The sequence below is a fragment of the Neisseria sp. HMSC31F04 genome, assembly GCF_001807735.1.
Taxonomy (GTDB): domain Bacteria; phylum Pseudomonadota; class Gammaproteobacteria; order Burkholderiales; family Neisseriaceae; genus Neisseria; species Neisseria elongata.
On the sequence record NZ_KV790806.1, the window covers coordinates 13,787 to 31,268 of the forward strand.

The following is a 17,482-nucleotide window of genomic DNA, read 5'->3' on the forward strand; positions in this document are numbered from 1 at the left end:
TATGAAACGCCTGCTCAAATACCTGCTTGGTGCAACCGCCGTCCTTATATTGGCCGCCGTCGCCGTCCTGTATGCCGTTCCCGAATGGCTGAAACAGCGCGAAATCCGTGCCGCCGAAGCCGATTTGGCTTTGCTGGCCGCGCCGCCCGCGCCGCCGCCGTCTGCGAAAAACGGCATAGACGCATTGTGGCTGCTGCAATACCGCACAAAAGACGATGCCGAACGCGCCGATTTGATGCGCCGTTTCGGCGAAGTGCTCAAATACACCCCTGATACCTTTGCGCGCCATAACGAATTGGCGGACAGATACCTGCCGCCGCCCGATGACGATATTTTGATCTTTACCGGGACGGCGGCGGAATACCTGTCCCAAATCCGCGCCAACCTGCCTAAATACCGCGCCGAAGCGGAAAAACATGCCGAACTGTTTGCCAACGTGGACAAACTGGCCGATTACGACACTTTCGCCCCGCGCGACTGGCCGAACGACAAAGAAGACTTAAACAAAATGCGGCTTCCATATTTCCAATGGCTTCTTCGCAGTCATGGCCTTGCCGCATTGGACTGGGCGCAGGGCGGGGAAGGCCAGGCCTGGAGGCGTGTCTGCCGCAACATCAAAACCGGCCGCAGCCTGCTTCACGGCCGCCCGGGCCTGATTTACCCCATGATCGGAAACGCCGTCATCCGCCGCAACACCGGCCTGGCGGCACAAATGCTGCATGAAAAACCCGAATGGGCAAACCGCCTGCCCGCCGAATGCGGCGGCATGTTCGATGTATTGGACGAACAGGAACAAGGCATTTGTTTGGCCATGCAGGACGAATTCCACCAAGCGGATAATATGTACCGCAAATTGGACGGCAAAGGTGTGCAGATGATGCAGGTAACGGAATGGCGGGAACTTATGGCTTTGAGCGACGACTCGCAAATCCGGGCAGCCGACTTCGCATTATTGTTCCTGCCGCGCTTTGATGCGGCACACAACCGCGCCTTAAGCGCGCCGAATTATGCCTCCTACTGCAAACCCGAAGCCGCCGCCGTTTTGAAGGCCGATCAAAAAACGCAGCCGCAGCCGCAGCCGTCTGAAAAAACATTTACCCGAAAATGGGCGTGCCTGGGCAACAGCATAGGCTGCCTGACCACCGACACGGCCCTGCCTTCTTTTGACGATTATGTCTACCGCCTGCAAGACACCTCCATGCAGCAGCGTGCCTTTAACGCGGCCTTGGCCTTATACCGCCTGCCCGCCGAAAGCCGCCGCGCCGCCCTGGATAAAGTTTTGGCCGAACATTCCTCCCCGTCGCGCAAATTGAGATGGAACGAAAAAGAGCGAGTTATCGACTTTGATGTTTATGATTTAAACAAGATTCCCGACCCGATACCGTTCGGACCCGATGCCGGAAGATAAGGCTTTCAGACGACCTCTGCATATAAGGCCGTCTGAAAATGAAGGACGAACGGGGAAACCCGTTAAAGTGATGTGAATTTTGATTGAACCGTGAAAGATTGAACCATGAAGCAGCCTTATCTGTTGCAAACATCGCCCGATTCGCTGATTTTGTTCGATAACGGCAAAGACAATTTTTTAGCGGATTTTCATCAGGTGTTTTCGGGAGCGAAGTCGAAAGCGAACATGAAAATATATTTGCCTTGCTTGGCACGGATGCTTTTTTTTTATCATGCGCGGCGGGCAGCCGGCCTTGCAGGATTGGGACAGCAAAATTTATTTCTCCCTTCCTTTGCCGTTTCCTTTGGATTTGGCCGACGGTTGCGGCGTGATGCCGGTCGGTACTCCCGAACCGGTTGCCGCTGAAAGGCTGCAAGCCCGGTTTGCCGATAAAAACGACAACGCCGGCTTGTCGCAGCCCTTTTTGATTTTGCCGCTTAAAACGGTTGGGAATCATGCGATTGTTTTGCTTTGTGCATCTGCCTGTTCAACGAACAGGAGCAAGAGCGTATGAAACGGAAATTTGAATTGGCATAAGGGCTTTCAGACGGCCTGATCCACGCAGGAGGCCGTCTGAAAAAGCGATATGAAAACAAAAATCCTGAAACCGGCAATGGGTTTCAGGATTTTTGCATTCGGGCAGCCTACATCCGGCTCAATTCGCGCTGCAGGGCTTGGATATTTTGACGGCGGTCTTGGATGCTGGCCGTGAGCTGGCTGGCGCGGTTTTGGTTTTTCTGCGCGCGGGCGGCACTCAGTTCGTTTTGTGCGGATGCCAAAGCCTGTTGTTCGTTGGCCAGTTCTTGTTCCAGAATGGTGCGGCGACCGCTGCTGCCCGAAGGCTTGGGCAGGCCCGCATCGGCGGTTTGCAGCGGGGGCGCGGTACGTATCGGCGCGTTGGCGGCGCGGTTCGTACTCATGGAGGCGCGCCTCGGCGATGCCGGAGCAGCAGAGGCCTGGGCGGCCGGTTCGCGCGGCGGCGGTGCAACGCGCGGGGCGATACTGGTATAGCTGCCTATCCTCGGCAGGTCGGGCGTATGGCAGTTGGCCGACGGGCGCGAGGTATAGACGGTTACGCCGCCGACGTTGCATTCGTACACTTTGGCCCCTGCCGGCAGCGAGGCGGCGGATATGGCGGCGATGATGCTGTATTTGATGATGCTGTTCATAAGTTTATCCCCGGAATTCTGTTTCAACGGCATGGTTTATCTGTTCCAATTCTTCCTGCCATGCCAGCCAGTTTTCCTCTTGTTTTTCTAATTTTACTTTAGTTTCCGCCAATTGTGCGAGGGTCTGTTGCAATTTGGTTTTGTTGGCATCGGAATAGGCGTCTTCCTGTGCCAAAAATGCTTCACAGGCTGTCTGAATTTCGCTCAGGGCGGCGATTTCTTTTTCGGCTTGGCTGATTTTCTGCTGCAAGGGTTTGCCGAGGCGGGCTTTTTCCTGGCGGATTTGCGCTTCGACGCGCTTGGCGTCTTTGCGGTTTTGGCTTTGGGAGGATGCGGCGGGCGCGGCGGCGGCGTTTTCTTGCGCCAAGCGGTAACGGCGGTAATCTTCCAAATCGCCGTCAAACGTTTTCAGACGGCCTTGTTCTATCAGCAGGAAGCTGTCGGTGGTGGCTTCGAGCAGGCTGCGGTCGTGCGAGACGACAATCAGCGCGCCTTGAAAACTTTGCAATGCGAGCGTGAGTGCGTGGCGCATGTCCAAATCGAGATGGTTGGTCGGTTCGTCCAGCAGCAGCAAATTAGGCTTCTGCCACACAATCATCGCCAATGCCAGCCGCGCCTTTTCGCCGCCTGAAAACGGTTCGGTTTTCTGCAGGGCGGCATCGCCGACAAAGTTGAAGCTGCCGAGGAAGTTGCGGATTTCCTGTTCGCGCACGTCGGGGCTGAGTTTTTGGATGTGCCACAGCGGGCTTTGGTCGGGACGCAGGGTGTCGAGCTGGTGCTGGGCGAAATAACCGATATTGAGCTTGTCCGAGCGGACAATCCGGCCGGACAGGACATTCAGTTCGCCCGCCAGCGTTTTGATAAAGGTCGATTTGCCGCTGCCGTTTACCCCCAAAAGGCCGTAACGCGCGCCGCTTTCCAGCGACAGGTCGATGCCGTGCAAAACGGGTTCGCCGCCGTAGCCCAAATCGGCTTTGTCCAGTTGCAGCAACGGATTGGGCAGGTGGGCGGGGCTGTCGAATTCAAACGAAAACCCGCTGTCGAAGTGTGCCGGCGCGATGCGTTCGAGCTTGTCCAAGGCCTTCATGCGGCTCTGCGCCTGCACGGCTTTGGTGGCCTTGGCTTTGAATCGGTCGATAAAGGATTGCAGGTGTTTGATTTGCGCCTGCTGTTTGAGGTAGGCCGCCTGCTGTTGTGCCAGGCGGCGGGCGCGTTCGGCTTGGTAAAAATCGTAATTGCCGCCGTAAAGCGTGAGCTTTTGATCGGAAAGTTCGACGGTCTGCGTCGTGGTGGCGTTGAGGAAATCGCGGTCGTGCGAAATGATGATTTGGGTACAGGGCAGGCCGGACAGATGGTTTTCCAGCCATAACACGGTTTCCAAATCGAGATGGTTGGTCGGTTCGTCCAACAGCAGCAAATCGGCGCGGCACATCAGTGCCTGCGCCAGATTGAGGCGCATCCGCCAGCCGCCGGAAAAGGATTTGACTGGCCGGCTGTGTTCTTCTTGGGAAAAACCCAAGCCGCTTAACAGTTTGGCAGCGCGGGCGGGCGCGCTGTAAGCATCGATTTCCTCCAATTTGGCATGATGTTCGGCCTGTTTCATGCCGTCGTTTTTCGCTTCGGCTTCGTGTAAGGCCGTCTGAAAAAGCTGCAATTCCCCGTCGCCCTGCAAAACATAATCCAGCGCGGACATGTCCAGCGCGGGCGTTTCCTGGGCAACGGCGGCGGTTTTCCAGTGTTTCGGAATGGAAACGTCGCCTTTGTCGGCTGTGATTTCGCCTTTGAGCAGGGCGAAGAGGCTGGATTTGCCGCTGCCGTTTTTGCCGATCAGGCCGACGCGGCGGCCGGGAGCGAGGGAGAGGGCGGCTTGTTCGAGCAGCACTTTCAGGCCGCGTTGCAGGGTGAGGTTTTTGATTTCTATCATGTTTGAAGCTTGGGCGGATGGAGGCGGAAAAAGGCGGCATTTTACCGTTTCGCCGCCGTTTCTAAAACAAGCATTTCAAATTCGTCAAAAGGATGCGTATAATGGTGCGGTTTTTTTAACCGACAAATCGTTAGGAACACCATGAGCATCCAAGAGCAAATCAAAGAAGTCGTTACCACCCATCCCATCGTGTTGTTTATGAAGGGTACGAAGCAGTTTCCGCAGTGCGGTTTTTCTTCCCGCGCGGTGCAGCTGCTGAACGCGGCGGGCGCGCAGTACGTTACGGTCAATGTGTTGGAAAACGCCGAAGTGCGCCAGGGCATTAAGGAATACAGCGATTGGCCGACCATCCCGCAGCTTTATGTGAACGGCGAATTTATCGGCGGCGCGGACATTTTGCAGGAAATGTATGACGCCGGCGAATTGCAGGAGTTGGTTGCCGCCAAGTAATCCGGCAAACGGAGGCCGTCTGAAAAGTTTCAGACGGCCTGTTTTCTATCCGGGGCGATGGTTTGTGCCCCGGACGGGCTTCGGCCGAGGCGGATTGCTTTTTTGGATTTTGAGAATAAGATTAAGCGCAAAGGAAGGATATGTGGTCGTTTGAAATGGTGGCCGCCATGCTGGCGGTCGGGGCGGTGGCCGGTGTGATTGCAGGGATGTTCGGCGTCGGCGGCGGCACGATTTTGGTACCGCTGGTGCTGTGGATTTTGCAGATGCAGGGGGCGGAAAACTTTCAATACGCCCAGCATATCGCCATCGGCACGTCGTTTGCCGTGATGGTGTTCACGTCGTTTGCCAGCGCGCGGGCGCAGTATAAGCGGCAGGCGGTGGATATGGACGTGCTGCGCGCGATGGTGCCCGGGGTGTTGTGCGGTGTGGCGGCGGGGGCGTTGGTGGCGCAGTATTTGCCGAACAAGGGTTTGCAGGTTTTTTTCACGCTGTTTATCGCCATTCTCGCCGTGCGTGCGTTGTTGGGCATCAAGCCTACGCCTGAACGGCAGTTGCCCGGCAGGGGCGGCTTGTTCGGTATGGGCGGGCTGTTCGGCCTGCTGTCGAGCTGGATCGGTATCGGCGGCGGTTCGCTGACCGTGCCTTATTTGACTTTCTGCAATGTGCCGGTTCACCGCGCCGTCGGCACTTCGGCTGCTTTGGGCTGGCCGATTGCGGCGGCGGGTACGCTGGGTTATGCCTGGGCGGGCTGGAATCAGGGCGGTCTGCCTGAAGGTTCGGCGGGTTTTGTCTATCTGCCTGCGGTGGGCATTCTGGCCGCGGCCACTTTGCTGTCCGCGCCTTTGGGCGTGCGCCTTTCCCACAAGCTGCCTGCCGACAAGCTGAAAAAGGGTTTCGGCATCCTGCTGTTGCTGATTGCGCTGCGGATGGCGTGGAAGATTGTACAGTCGTAGCCGTGCCGCCCGGTATCGGAGGTTGGCGGTAAAAAGGCCGTCTGAAAAGCCGGAAACAGCTTTTCAGACGGCCTTTTGCCGTGTCGTTTAATCGTCCAGCGGTTTCCATTGCCAGTAAAACCGTTTCGGCCGCCACTGGCGCGCGGTAACGGTTTGGCCGTCGGATTCAAGCAGCCACGCGCCTTGGCGGTCGGTGCGGAGCAGACGGATGCCGTGTGCGCGGACGCGGTTTTGCACTTCGGCGGTCGGGTGGCGGTAGCTGTTGCCAAAGCCGCTGGAGGCGATGGCGAAGTCGGGGGAGACGGCGTTGAGGAATGCACCCGACGACGAGCCGCTGCTGCCGTGGTGCCCCAGCACCAAGGCTTGGCTGTACAGGCTTTGGCCGTAGCGTTCCAGCAGTTTTCGTTCTCCTTTGATGTCGAGGTCGCCGGTTACGATAAACGCCGTGCCGCCCGCCACGGCGCGCAGGACGCAGCTTCGGGCGTTGTCGTCTGCGGCTTCGCCCTCGACGGCGAGGAGTTCGAAATGCACGCCGTCCCATTGCCATTGCCGGCCGGTGCGGCAGTTTTGCATCTGAGTCGGGCCTAAGCCGCCGTAAAATTCGGGCTGTCCGGCCAGCACCTCGCGGGGCTTGAGTGCACGGATAATCAGCGGTGCGCCGCCGTCGTGGTCGGTATCGTGGTGGGACAGCAGCAGTGTGTCAAGGCGGCGCACGCCGTGCGCGTACAGGGCGGGGAGTGTCTGCATCTGCGCCGCGCCCGCCGTGCCGGTATCGAACAACAGATGATGGGAGGCCGTCTGAAAATACACTGCCAAGCCTTGTCCGACATCCAGCACAACCATTTTCAGACGGCCTTCCGTCGGCGGGGCGGGGCGGTATAACAGGAAACCGGCCAAAACGACGGTCGCCCACGGGCGCAATGCCGCACCGCGCGGCAGCAGCCAAACGGCCACCGCCGCCAGTGCCGACAGCAGCAGCGGCCACGGTGCGGCGGCCAAACCCCATTCCGGCGCGAATTCCGCCATTGCGGCCAAAACGTGCAAAGTATGCTGCCCCAGCCAGGCCGCCGCGTATTGCAGGGGGTAGAACGGAAAGAGGGAGGCAATTAAGGCCAACGGCACCAGCAGCCAGGAAAACCACGGAATCGCTGCGGCATTGGCCAACGGACTGGCGGGCGGCAGGGCGGAAAACAGAAAACCTACCGCAGGGAGGGAGGCCAACGTGGCCGCCCATTGCCCGCGCAAGGCCGAAACCCACCATGCCTTGCCGTCGCTCGTGCGGCAGGAGTCCGCCCACAAGAGCGCGGCCACCAGCCCGAACGACAGCCAGCTGCCTGCCGCCAATGCGGCCGACGGGTCGAGCAGCAAAATCAGGGCCAGCGCCGCCCACCAGCCGCGCCAGGCCGAAGCCGTGCCGCCCAGACTCCAGGCTGCCGCAACGGAGGCAATCATCAGCATCGAGCGCAGGGTGGGGACGGCAAATCCGGCCAAGCCGCTGTAAACCAAGGCCGCCGCCGCACCCGCCGCCAGCATCCAAACGCGCGGCCGCCTCGGCGCGGCGGGCAAAAGGAGCAGCAGGCGTTTCATCAGCCAGGCGGCCAGCAGGGCCACCATGCCGACATGCAGGCCGGACACGCTGATCAAATGGTTCAGCCCCAACGGGCGGAACACCTGCCACCAGCCGCCCGACAGTGCGTTCTGCTCGCCGATGGAGAGCGCGCGCATCAAGGCCGCGCCGTCGGCCACTTCGGGCGGCAGCCGCTGCCAGCTCGAGCGTATGTGTCCGCGCAGGCGCAGGAGGCCGTCTGAAAAACCGTTTTCCCTGCCGGTCAGCAGCTGCCGTTCCGCCCCGGCCGTCGCCGATGCGTCTATGCCGTTGGCCAAAGCCCATGCCTCGCGGCTGAAACCGCCGATGTTTTCCTCACCGATAGGCGGGCGCATTTTCAGCTTCAGCCGCCACACGCTGCCGGCCGGCCATTCGCGCCGTTGATAGTCGGACAACTGCACGCGGTAACGCCGCCCGCCGGACGTTTCCGCTTCGGCTTCCAAGCGCACCCGCCGCCCGTCGTCCTGCGCCAAACCGGCCGCCCTCACCGTCATTTCCACCGCTTCGCCCTGTCGTTCCAAAGGCCAGCGGGCGGACAAAGCCTGTTCCGTCCGCCATACGCCGTATGCCGTTCCCGCGCACGTCAGCAGCACGAAAACCGCCGTGCGCGGAAAACGGCGCAGTATCGGCACGGCACACGACGCCCATACCGCAAACAGCCAAAACGGCGGTGCGGCAGGCAGGGCAAAGGATAGCAAAACGCCCGCACAAAAGGCGGACGGCAGATAAATCGGCATCGGGTTTTCCGTAAGGGAGGCCGTCTGAAAACGAAACGGATGCGCTGTGCTTTCAGACGGCCTGATTTCGATTGGGAAGGAACGTGTCGGACATCAACGCCGGGTCGGCGTCCGTTTCAAAACGGCAAACAGGGCCAACAGCACGGGCAGGCTTGCCGCAATGACCGCCAACAGGGGCTGCGGATAGCCGGATTCCGCGGCTGTCCAAAGGCCGGTATCCAGCGAGACCAAGGCGCAAGCCGCCCATAATACCGCCAGATTGACGGCATATGCCGCCGCCGCAATATTGCGCGGGAAAAGCTGCATCAATGCGGCAAACGAAAACCCCAAGAAGGCAAAGGCGAGCAGGTGCAAATCGCCGCTGCCCGCCGATTGCGGATATATCTGGCTGCCGTCTGCTGCCCGCATCAGGGGCAGTGAAGCCGGCTGTTGGAGGAAATACCAGCCCGCAGCAACATTGAAAAGGGCGAAAAACAGGAGGATTTTTTTCATTTTTCAAAAGCGTCCGGCCTGGGCTGCCTTTCTGACACAACGATGGCATTCGGCGTTCGGCGTCCGCCATAAAAGGCCGTCTGAAAGGAAACCGATTCGTTCGGCATCAATCGCCCATTGCCGCCAGAAGTTCGGCCTGATGTTCGGCAATCAGGGCGTTGGTGATTTCTTCCAAGTCGCCGTCCATCACAAAATCCAGCTTGTGCAGGGTGAGGTTGATGCGGTGGTCGGTCACGCGGCCTTGCGGGTAGTTGTAGGTGCGGATGCGTTCGCTGCGGTCGCCGCTGCCGATCAGGGATTTGCGTTCGGCGGCTTCTTTGGCTTGGGCTTCGCGTTTTTGCGCGTCGTTCAGGCGGGCGGCGAGGACTTTCATCGCCTGCGCTTTGTTGGCGTGTTGGCTGCGGCCGTCTTGACATTCGACCACCATGCCTGTGGGCAGGTGGGTGATGCGGACGGCGGAGTCGGTTTTGTTGATGTGCTGACCGCCCGCGCCGGATGCGCGGAAGGTGTCGATGCGCAAGTCGGCGGGGTTCAACTCGATGTCTTCCAGTTCGTCCGCTTCGGGCATGACGGCGACGGTGCAGGCGGAAGTATGGATACGGCCTTGGCTTTCGGTGGCGGGGACGCGCTGCACGCGGTGACCGCCCGATTCGAATTTCAGACGGCTGTACGCGCCCAAACCGACAATGCGGGCGATGACTTCTTTATAGCCGCCCAACTCGCTTTCATTGGCTGAAACGATTTCAACCTGCCAGCGGTTGCGCTCGGCGTAGCGGCTGTACATGCGCAGCAAATCGCCTGCAAACAGCGCGGCTTCGTCGCCGCCCGTTCCGGCGCGCACTTCGATGAAGATGTTTTTGTCGTCGTCGGCATCTTTGGGCAGCAGCAGTTTTTGCAGTTCGGTATCGAGCGTGTCGATTTTGGCTTTTGCCGCTTCGATTTCTTCGGCGGCAAAGTCTTTCATTTCGGGGTCGGACAGCATTTCCTGCGCTTCGGCCATGTCGTTTTGCGCCTGCATGTATTGGTGGAAGGTTTCGACGACGGGGGTGATTTCGGCGTGTTCGCGCGTGAGCTTGCGGTAGTTGTCCATGTCGGAAGTCGCTTCGGGCGAGCCGAGCAGGGCGGTTACTTCTTCCAAACGGTCGGACAGTTGTTGTAATTTTTCGATGATGGTGGGTTTCATGTAGGTCTTTCTTTGAAGGCCGTCTGAAAGGTTTTCAGACGGCCTGTTACGGATTGGCGCGGATTATAACCGATTGTTTTTCCGTGTTGCCGATTAGGGCTGTTTGCGGGTGGTGATTTCTGCCGCTTTTTCCTTCAATACGGGGATGTAGCTGCTGTTGCGGTACATTACGACGCTTTCCTTCGGCGATGCCGCGCTGACGGCGGCCAAAATCAGCGTGTCGCCCTGTTTGTAGAAGGCGATGTCGGATTTGTGTTGCGCGAACCAGTTTTCCTGATGCTCGAAATCCGCGCCCTGCGGGGCGAGGGCTTCGAATTCTTCGCGGCTCAGGCGCGGGTAGGGCGGGTAGAGCGCGTCGAATTCCTTTTTCGCTTGGGGGAACGTTTTTTTAGACGGTATCAGCATGATGTTTTGCAGCGTGTCGTGCGTATCGTCGAATTGAAAAACGATAATCGAACCGTCCGCGTCGGGCATCGAGTAGGCATTGTTCATCGGCACGGGCGTGCCGTTGCCGTAGCCTATGGTGCTGGAGCCCGCCTTGGCAAGCTGCGGATGCTTTTTCAGCGCGTCGGCCACCGTGGCTTTGCCCATGGTCAGGCCGTAGGGCGACGGATTGTCGGGATGGACAGCCTGTTTCGCCTGCGCGTCGGCGGCGGCTTTGACGGCCGCACTGTTGTCGGCGCGGGCGGTTTCATCGGCTTCGAAAGAACAGGCGGCCAGTATGGCGCAGGCCATCAGGGAATATAGGTATTTCATGATATTTCCTTATCGTGGTCGTGCGGTTACTTCTCTACCGGCAGGCCGAAATGCAGGTAGCTGATTTCGGTAGCCATGCGGCCGCGCGGCGTGCGTTGCAGGAAACCCTGCTGGATCAGGTAGGGTTCGATAACGTCTTCGATGGTGTCGGTGGATTCGCCGATGGCGGCGGCAATGTTTTCCAAGCCGACCGGCCCGCCGCCGAACTTGTGCAGCACCGCTTCGAGGAACTTCCTGTCCATAACGTCCAAGCCGACCGCGTCCACATCCAGCATAGACAGCGCGGCATCGGCGGTTTTCGCGCTGATGCTGCCGTCGCCCTTCACTTCGGCGTAATCTCGCACGCGGCGCAGCAGGCGGTTGGCGATACGCGGCGTACCCCTGCTGCGTTTGGCCACTTCCACCGCGCCCGATTCGTCCATGTCCAGCTGTAAAAGATGCGCCGAACGGCGGACGATGGTGGCCAAATCGCTGTGGTTGTAAAACTCCAAACGGGCGACGATGCCGAAACGGTCGCGCAGCGGATTGGTCAGCATGCCCGCGCGGGTGGTCGCGCCGACCAGCGTGAACGGCGGCAGGTCGATTTTCACCGAGCGGGCGGCCGGGCCTTCGCCTATCATGATGTCGAGCTGGTAGTCTTCCAAAGCGGGATACAGGATTTCCTCCACCACGGGGCTGAGGCGGTGGATTTCGTCGATAAACAATACGTCGTGCGGTTCGAGGTTGGTCAGGAGCGCGGCCAAATCGCCCGCGCGTTCCAGCACCGGACCGCTGGTTTGGCGCAGGTTCACGCCCAATTCTTTGGCGATGATGTTGGCCAACGTGGTTTTGCCCAAGCCCGGCGGGCCGAAAAGCAGAGTGTGGTCGAGTGCCTCGCCGCGTTTTTTGGCTGCCTGGATAAAGATTTCAAGTTGTTCTTTGGCCTTGTGCTGGCCGATGTAGTCGGCAAGCAGCTTCGGGCGCAGCGCGCGTTCGAGCTGTTCTTCTTGGGATGACAGGGATTGCGCGCTGATAATGCGTTCCGGTTTGGCGGCAGTGAGGTTGTCGGTGTGCAGCATGGAAAAGGTTCGGTCGGGCAAAGGGCGTATGATACCTGAAAACGAAGCCGACGATAGGAGGCGGAGTTTCTGCGGGACCAAAACGAAGTCGCTGTGGGGGAAATGCCTTTCAGACGGCCTAATAAGTGAAAAGCGCGTAAAATCCTTCTTTTTGATTTCGGGAGATTGTGATGGAATTGTCCGCAGAACAAATGCAAAGCCGCCTCGACCATATCCAAAGCTGCTACCGGCGTTGGCTGGAGCTGCAGCCCAAGCTGGAAGCGGCGCAGGAGGAATGGCGGCAGGCGGCGGGGCTGATGGCTGAACTGGATGCTTTTTACGCCAAAGAATACATGGCATTCAATCAGGCCGTAGAAAACGGCCTCGAACTCGACGAGCGCACGGAGGGGGAATACCGCGTTTTGAGCGAAGACGCGCTGTACAACGCTTTCGGCGAACAATACGAATTGGCCTGGCAATGGATGAGGCTGGCCATGCAAAGCCTCGATCCCGCAAACCGCTGTTTCTGAATACAGGCCGTCTGAAAGCGGCTGACGGTTCAGGCCGCCGTTTCGTAATTTTTCTGTTGAATGAGTGAAAGGAGTTTCTGAAATGAAGCATAGCGCAATATTGGCCGCCGCCTTGCTGGCCGTGTCCGCACCGTCTTTTGCCGCGCCGTCCGGCGTGCCGGAAGGCCGCTGGCGGATCACGGGGGTTGACGGCAAATCCGCATCGGGCACATTGGTTTTCGACCGCGCGTCATCGCGCCTGCATGCCGATGCGGGATGCAATATGTTGTCGGCCGGATACCGCATCAGGAAAGGCCGTCTGAATGTTTCCCAAGCCGTTACCACTTTGAAAGCCTGCGAGCCGGAAGTGATGACGGCGGAAGAAAAACTGTCGGGCGCGCTGTCCGCCGTCCGCCGTTATCGGTTGCGCGAAACGCCTGCCGGGGCGGAGCTGGTGTTGGCCGACAAATACGGCAAGGTGCGAATTCTGGCGGTGAAAGAGGCGAAGGACGCGCCGCCTGCCGCCGAAACCGCCGAATAAGGCTTCAGACGGCTTAAAGGCCGTCTGAAAAAGCCGCCAAACGGATTGGTTTGGCGGCTTTTTTGTTTTTACTGCCCGTTATGGCTGCGGAAGTATTCCCACTCTTCCACCGTGCTGCCGTCGGGCAGGCGGCAGAGGGCGTATTCGCCGCCGTCTTTGTCTTTTTTCATTTCCAGTTTCCCGCCTTGTTTGACGCAGAATTCGGAAGCGGGGTTGGTCGTGCCGACGGCCGGGCTTTCTTGTCCGACCTTGTCGGCGGAACAGGCGGCGAGGGCGGCGGTTGAAAGTAAAAGGGCGAGATGTTTCATGGATTTTCCTTTTCGGGTTTGCTGCTCCGGCGTTGCCGGAAAAAATGCTGTAAAACCGCTTGGCAGTCTTCGGTCAGAATGCCGCCGAACACGGCGGTGTGTTTGTTCAGACGGCCGTCTGAAAACAGATCGACGATGCTGCCTGCCGCACCGCTTTTCGGTTCGGCCGCACCGTACACCACGCGTGCCACCCGCGCCTGTATCAGGGCGGAGGCGCACATGGCGCAGGGTTCGAGGGTGATGTAAACGTCGCAGCCGTCGAGGCGGTAGCTGCCTGTCTTCCGGCCCGCTTCGGCCAAGGCGCGCAGTTCGGCATGGCCGCCGATGTCGCAGTCGGCGACGCAGCGGTTGTGCGCCGTCGATAACACTTCGCCGTTGCGCACCACCACCGCGCCGACGGGCACTTCGTCGGCCGCTGCCGCCGCTTCGGCCTGATGCAGGGCAAGCCGCATAAAGCGTGCGGCCTCTTCGGCAGGCGGCGGTAGGGCGACGGGCGGGTGGTTTTTGACGGCGGCGAGCAGCGCGGTTTTGTCTGTGTCGGACAGTTGCATGACGTCGCAGCCGAGGCTGGCGGCGGCAAGCTGCCACAGGACGCTGCAGGTCGGCGTGCGGCCCGATGCTTTCAACAGCAGGAAGGTTTTGACCGCGCCCGTCCGCCGCAGTTCTTCCTGACTGCGGATGCCGAGGCGGTGCAGGGCTTGGAGGGTGGACGGGGCGAAGGGCGGAGTGGTGAGCATGATGTGTCGGTGTGTGTTTTCAGACGGCCTCGGGCGGAGGTTCGGATGGATGTCCGGGCCGTCTGAAAAAGGGTTTGCAGTAATAAAGGGGAGCAGGGAAAACGGCGGTTTCAGACGGCCTCATAACGCCCTTGTGCTTTCAAACCGCCTTTTGAGGCCGCTGAAGGGGTCGGTAAACTCTATCGCGCGGGCGAGGAGTTTCAGCGGGCGGGCGTAGTCGGTGCAGTCTGCGGGCTGCGGGTCGGGGTAGAGCGGGTCGTTCAGCAGCGGCATGTCGAGCGCGGCCATGTGGACGCGGAGCTGGTGTTTTTTGCCGCTGACCGGCCGGAGGCGGTAGAGGCTGTGGCCGCCCCTGTTTTCCGCCAGTTCGATGATGGTATGGCTGTTGGCTTCGCCTTCGGCCTGCCGCGTGAGGTAGAACGGTTCGCCGCGTTCGAGCCGCGAACGGACGTGCAGCGGGTAGGCAAGGTCGGTGCGGGTGGGGGCGAGGGCTTCGTAGGTTTTTTCCACCGCGCGGCTTTGGAATAGGGTTTGGTAGGCGCGGCGGCTTTCGGGGCGGTGGGCAAACAGGATGACGCCCGCCGTGTCTTTGTCCAGCCTGTGCAGCGGGGTGAAGTTTTCGGGATTCAGGTGCTGCAGTTCGGGGCGCAGCCTCAGGCGGGTGAGCAGGGTTTCGCGCAGGAAGCGGCCGCCGGGGATGACGGGCAGGAAGTGCGGTTTGTCGGCCACAATCAGGTGTTCGTCGATGTGCAGGATGTGCTCTTGAAACGGCACGGGTTCTTCTTCGGCGGCGATGGCTTCGCGGTAGTAGTAAACCGTGCCGCCGGGGCGGAATGCGGCATCGGCGGCCAGCGGCGTGCCGGCTTCGTCGAAGATGTGGCCGTCTGAAAGCCTGCCCGCCCAGATTTCGCGGCCGATGTAGGGGAAGCGGCGGCAGAGGAAGTCGAGCAGCAAAGTGCCGTGCAGTTTTTTGTCGCACGGCAGGTGGAGGTAGCTCGGTTTGATGCCGTCGATCAGCGGCAGCGGGGCGGTTTTTTTCATGGCCGCCATTGTAACCGAATTTCAGACGGCCTGTTTTGCTGCTACAATCCGCGCCGTTTTTGATAACGGTTTCGGCACAGGAGCGGCAGGGATGAGTCAGGAAAAACGGCGGATTTTCGTCCTCTACACGGGAGGCACCATCGGCATGGTTCAAAGCGGCCGGGGCTTGCGGCCGGATGCGGCCTTGGCGGAAAAGGCCTTGCTACCGTTTTCAGACGGCCTCTCTTTCGATTGGCACATTTGTGCGCCGCTGATTGATTCGTCCGCCGTAACGCTGGAAAACTGGCGCGACTGGCTGGCCCTGCTGGCGGAAAAAATCCCGCAATACGACGGCGTGCTGGTGCTGCACGGCACGGATACGCTGGCCTACACGGCCAATCTGTTCGCCCTCGCGCTGCACGGTTTGGACAAACCGCTGGTGCTGACCGGCTCGCAATGGCCGTTCGGCGCACCGGGCAGCGACGCGCCGCGCAATCTGGCGACGGCCGCCGCCGCCCTCCGCCTCGGCCTGCCGCAGTGCGTCATCGCCTTTGACGGCAAACTGTTCCCCGCCGTCGGCAGCAGCAAGGTCAGCACCGAAACGGCCGACGGTTTTGCCAACCTGCATTTCGGCGCGTTGGCGCAATGGTCGGAAACGGAAGGGCGGATAAGCCTGCGGGACGGTTTGAGGCCGTCTGAAAAGCCGTCGGGCGGATTGCGCGCGGAGCGGATAAACCCCGCCGTGTCCGTGTCCTGCCACACCCTGATTCCCGGCGGTTCCGCCCGCCATATCGCCGCCGCCTTGCGCCAGGGCGGGGCGGATGCCGCGATACTGCAAAGCTACGGCCACGGCAACGCCCCTTCGGATGACGGTTTTATCGACGCCGTCCGCAGCTTCACCTCGCGCGGCGGCCTGCTGCTCAACATCAGTCAGGTGCCGCAGGGATGCGCGGCGGCGGTTTACGCCCAAGGCGACGCGCTGCGGCAGGCGGGCGTGGTCGGCGGCGGCAAATGCAACCTCGAAACGGCAAGCGTGCTGCTGACGCTGGCGGCAGGCAACGCCTGGACGGCAGACCGGCTGCGCGCCGAACTGGCCGCGCTGGGCTTGACGGATGCCTGAAACGTTTTCAGACGGCCTTTTCATGATTTGAAGGCCGTCTGAAAGAAAAAATATCGGGATTTTAATGTTTCCAAGGCAGCCACATCTTGGCCAGTACATACATCAACAGTCCGCCGAAACCCAAAACGGCAAACACAATCCCTTTTTTGCGCGCGTTCGGGCACAGCCAGTAAACGGCGAGGCTGAAACTGAAGAACATGGCCGCAACCGCCCACACCAATTGCCGGTCTTTGAAGCGGTTGAGGGTATAGCTTTCGTTCATCACCACATACATCTGCCACAAAGCCGCGCCGCACATTGAAAAAACGCCCGCAGGCAGGAAAAACAGTCCGAGCAGTTCCTTATTCATCTGGATAGGCCGTCTGAAAAAATAAAAGCGCGATTATAGCCGAAAGTACCCGCCGCCAACTTTCAGACGGCCTTTTCTTTACACATGAATTAACGTATCCTTGCGTGCTTTCGCACACAGACACTTCCTCAACAAATATGAACACACTTAAAACCATCAGCGATTTTTTCGGTAAAACCTTCGCCCTGTGGGCGGCACTGACCGCTGTGGCGGCCTATTCCCTGCCCGAAGCCTTTGTTTGGCTCAAGCCTTATATCACCTGGCTTCTGGGCGTGATTATGTTCGGCATGGGGCTGACGCTTAGTCCGTCGGATTTCAAAATTTTGGGGCAACATCCGAAATCCGTACTGGCGGGCGTGGTGGCGCAGTTCGTCATCATGCCGCTGACGGCTTACGTTTTGGCCGTTACGCTGCAACTGCCGCCCGCGATTGCGGCCGGCGTGATTTTGGTCGGCGCATGTCCGGGCGGGACGGCTTCGAACGTGATGACCTTCCTCGCGCGGGGCAACGTCGCATTGTCGGTGGCGGTAACGTCGGTTTCCACACTGCTCGCGCCGGTACTGACCCCCGCCATTTTCTACCTGCTGGCGCATCAGTGGCTGGACATTTCCGCTTCCGCCATGCTGATGGATATTTTGAAAATCGTCATGCTGCCGATTGTGCTGGGCGTGCTGTGCAACCTTTTCCTGCATCGGCAGACCAAGGCGGTAGAAGGCGTATTGCCGCTGGTGTCCGTCGTGTCGATTGCCCTGATTATCGGTGCGGTGGTGGCTTTGAACCGTACCAAAATCGCCGAGGCGGGCGGGCTGATTTTCGGCGTGGTGATGCTGCACAACTGCATAGGCTACCTGCTGGGCTTTTTCGCCGCCAAGTTCATCAAACTGCCTTACGACGCGCAAAAAACGCTGGCCATCGAAGTCGGGATGCAGAATTCCGGCCTGGCCGCCGGTTTGGCGATGAAATATTTCGATCCGATTGCCGCCGTACCGGGCGCGATATTCAGCGTGTGGCACAATATTTCCGGTTCGCTGCTGGCTTCCTATTGGGCGGCAAAGGCCGCCAAGGAGGAACGGCGCGGGCAGGAGGGGCAGGATAAACAGGCCGTCTGAAAAAGTATTTCCATACCGACAGGGAGTATAGGACA

The 17,482-nt window shown here is 59.7% G+C and carries 19 protein-coding genes; 8 read left to right on the forward strand and 11 right to left on the reverse strand.

Going from position 1 to position 17,482, the window contains the following annotated elements; translation table 11 throughout:
- Position 1 precedes the first annotated feature (1 nt).
- Both HMPREF3107_RS06390 and HMPREF3107_RS12570 read left to right on the forward strand, forming a co-directional pair.
- Positions 2–1,408 (forward strand): hypothetical protein, encoded by a 1,407-nt coding sequence (locus tag HMPREF3107_RS06390; RefSeq protein ID WP_070454358.1) that lies wholly within the window; start codon positions 2–4, stop codon positions 1,406–1,408.
- A 105-nt stretch (positions 1,409–1,513) separates the two neighbouring features.
- Positions 1,514–1,813: a hypothetical protein gene (locus HMPREF3107_RS12570; RefSeq protein WP_246828604.1), complete on the forward strand. Its 300-nt coding sequence runs from the start codon at positions 1,514–1,516 to the stop codon at positions 1,811–1,813.
- Between the two features lie 278 nt (positions 1,814–2,091).
- On the opposite strand, the gene HMPREF3107_RS06400 is transcribed toward HMPREF3107_RS12570, so the two are convergent.
- On the reverse strand, positions 2,092–2,616 hold the full coding sequence (locus tag HMPREF3107_RS06400) for an OmpH family outer membrane protein (RefSeq protein WP_049250320.1): 525 nt from the start codon (positions 2,614–2,616) through the stop codon (positions 2,092–2,094).
- A 4-nt stretch (positions 2,617–2,620) separates the two neighbouring features.
- The gene (locus HMPREF3107_RS06405) at positions 2,621–4,540 is read right to left on the reverse strand and encodes an ABC-F family ATP-binding cassette domain-containing protein (RefSeq protein WP_070454360.1); all 1,920 of its coding nucleotides are present in this window, start codon (positions 4,538–4,540) and stop codon (positions 2,621–2,623) included.
- Between the two features lie 141 nt (positions 4,541–4,681).
- Here HMPREF3107_RS06405 and grxD point away from each other — a divergent pair, with 141 nt between their 5' ends.
- Positions 4,682–4,990, forward strand: a complete 309-nt coding sequence (grxD, locus tag HMPREF3107_RS06410) for a Grx4 family monothiol glutaredoxin (RefSeq protein ID WP_040665786.1) — start codon at positions 4,682–4,684, stop codon at positions 4,988–4,990.
- A gap of 140 nt (positions 4,991–5,130) precedes the next feature.
- Positions 5,131–5,943, forward strand: a complete 813-nt coding sequence (locus tag HMPREF3107_RS06415) for a sulfite exporter TauE/SafE family protein (protein WP_070454362.1) — start codon at positions 5,131–5,133, stop codon at positions 5,941–5,943.
- Between the two features lie 87 nt (positions 5,944–6,030).
- Here HMPREF3107_RS06415 and HMPREF3107_RS06420 read toward each other — a convergent pair whose 3' ends face one another.
- The 5 genes from HMPREF3107_RS06420 to ruvB form a co-directional block, all read right to left on the reverse strand.
- Positions 6,031–8,286 (reverse strand): DNA internalization-related competence protein ComEC/Rec2, encoded by a 2,256-nt coding sequence (locus tag HMPREF3107_RS06420; RefSeq protein ID WP_070454364.1) that lies wholly within the window; start codon positions 8,284–8,286, stop codon positions 6,031–6,033.
- 93 nt (positions 8,287–8,379) lie between these two features.
- Positions 8,380–8,778, reverse strand: a complete 399-nt coding sequence (locus HMPREF3107_RS06425) for a hypothetical protein (RefSeq protein ID WP_070454365.1) — start codon at positions 8,776–8,778, stop codon at positions 8,380–8,382.
- Between the two features lie 106 nt (positions 8,779–8,884).
- Positions 8,885–9,961 carry a peptide chain release factor 1 gene (prfA, locus tag HMPREF3107_RS06430; RefSeq protein WP_049250170.1) on the reverse strand — a complete coding sequence of 359 codons (1,077 nt, stop codon included), beginning with the start codon at positions 9,959–9,961 and terminating at the stop codon, positions 8,885–8,887.
- A gap of 93 nt (positions 9,962–10,054) precedes the next feature.
- Complete coding sequence (locus tag HMPREF3107_RS06435; RefSeq protein WP_070454366.1) at positions 10,055–10,717, reverse strand: hypothetical protein; 663 nt, start codon at positions 10,715–10,717, stop codon at positions 10,055–10,057.
- A gap of 26 nt (positions 10,718–10,743) precedes the next feature.
- The gene (gene ruvB / locus HMPREF3107_RS06440) at positions 10,744–11,775 is read right to left on the reverse strand and encodes a Holliday junction branch migration DNA helicase RuvB (protein ID WP_070454368.1); all 1,032 of its coding nucleotides are present in this window, start codon (positions 11,773–11,775) and stop codon (positions 10,744–10,746) included.
- A 170-nt stretch (positions 11,776–11,945) separates the two neighbouring features.
- On the opposite strand from ruvB, the gene HMPREF3107_RS06445 reads away from it, so the two are divergent.
- Together HMPREF3107_RS06445 and HMPREF3107_RS06450 are read left to right on the forward strand one after the other, a co-directional pair.
- Positions 11,946–12,284, forward strand: coding sequence for a DUF4298 domain-containing protein (locus HMPREF3107_RS06445; protein WP_082155977.1), 339 nt, complete (start codon positions 11,946–11,948; stop codon positions 12,282–12,284).
- Positions 12,285–12,366: 82 nt separating this feature from the next.
- Positions 12,367–12,804 carry an META domain-containing protein gene (locus HMPREF3107_RS06450; protein ID WP_070454370.1) on the forward strand — a complete coding sequence of 146 codons (438 nt, stop codon included), beginning with the start codon at positions 12,367–12,369 and terminating at the stop codon, positions 12,802–12,804.
- Positions 12,805–12,872: 68 nt separating this feature from the next.
- On the opposite strand, the gene HMPREF3107_RS06455 is transcribed toward HMPREF3107_RS06450, so the two are convergent.
- The 3 genes from HMPREF3107_RS06455 to HMPREF3107_RS06465 form a co-directional block, all read right to left on the reverse strand.
- Entirely contained in the window at positions 12,873–13,112 is a 240-nt protein-coding gene (locus tag HMPREF3107_RS06455) for a putative hemolysin (protein ID WP_070454373.1), read from the reverse strand.
- Positions 13,109–13,849: a tRNA-specific adenosine deaminase gene (locus HMPREF3107_RS06460; protein WP_070454375.1), complete on the reverse strand. Its 741-nt coding sequence runs from the start codon at positions 13,847–13,849 to the stop codon at positions 13,109–13,111. Before HMPREF3107_RS06460 ends, HMPREF3107_RS06455 begins: the two co-directional genes overlap by 4 nt.
- A 120-nt stretch (positions 13,850–13,969) precedes the next feature.
- Complete coding sequence (locus HMPREF3107_RS06465; RefSeq protein WP_070454377.1) at positions 13,970–14,890, reverse strand: pseudouridine synthase; 921 nt, start codon at positions 14,888–14,890, stop codon at positions 13,970–13,972.
- A 91-nt stretch (positions 14,891–14,981) separates the two neighbouring features.
- On the opposite strand from HMPREF3107_RS06465, the gene HMPREF3107_RS06470 reads away from it, so the two are divergent.
- A complete protein-coding gene (locus tag HMPREF3107_RS06470) occupies positions 14,982–15,989 on the forward strand; it encodes an asparaginase (protein WP_070454508.1) in 1,008 nt (335 codons plus the stop codon).
- 61 nt (positions 15,990–16,050) lie between these two features.
- Here the strand turns inward: HMPREF3107_RS06470 and HMPREF3107_RS06475 are convergent, their stop codons facing one another.
- Positions 16,051–16,338, reverse strand: coding sequence for a hypothetical protein (locus HMPREF3107_RS06475; RefSeq protein ID WP_049250158.1), 288 nt, complete (start codon positions 16,336–16,338; stop codon positions 16,051–16,053).
- Positions 16,339–16,475: 137 nt separating this feature from the next.
- Between HMPREF3107_RS06475 and HMPREF3107_RS06480 the strand changes: the two genes are divergently transcribed.
- The gene (locus tag HMPREF3107_RS06480) at positions 16,476–17,447 is read left to right on the forward strand and encodes a bile acid:sodium symporter family protein (protein ID WP_070454379.1); all 972 of its coding nucleotides are present in this window, start codon (positions 16,476–16,478) and stop codon (positions 17,445–17,447) included.
- The last annotated feature ends 35 nt before the right edge of the window (positions 17,448–17,482 follow it).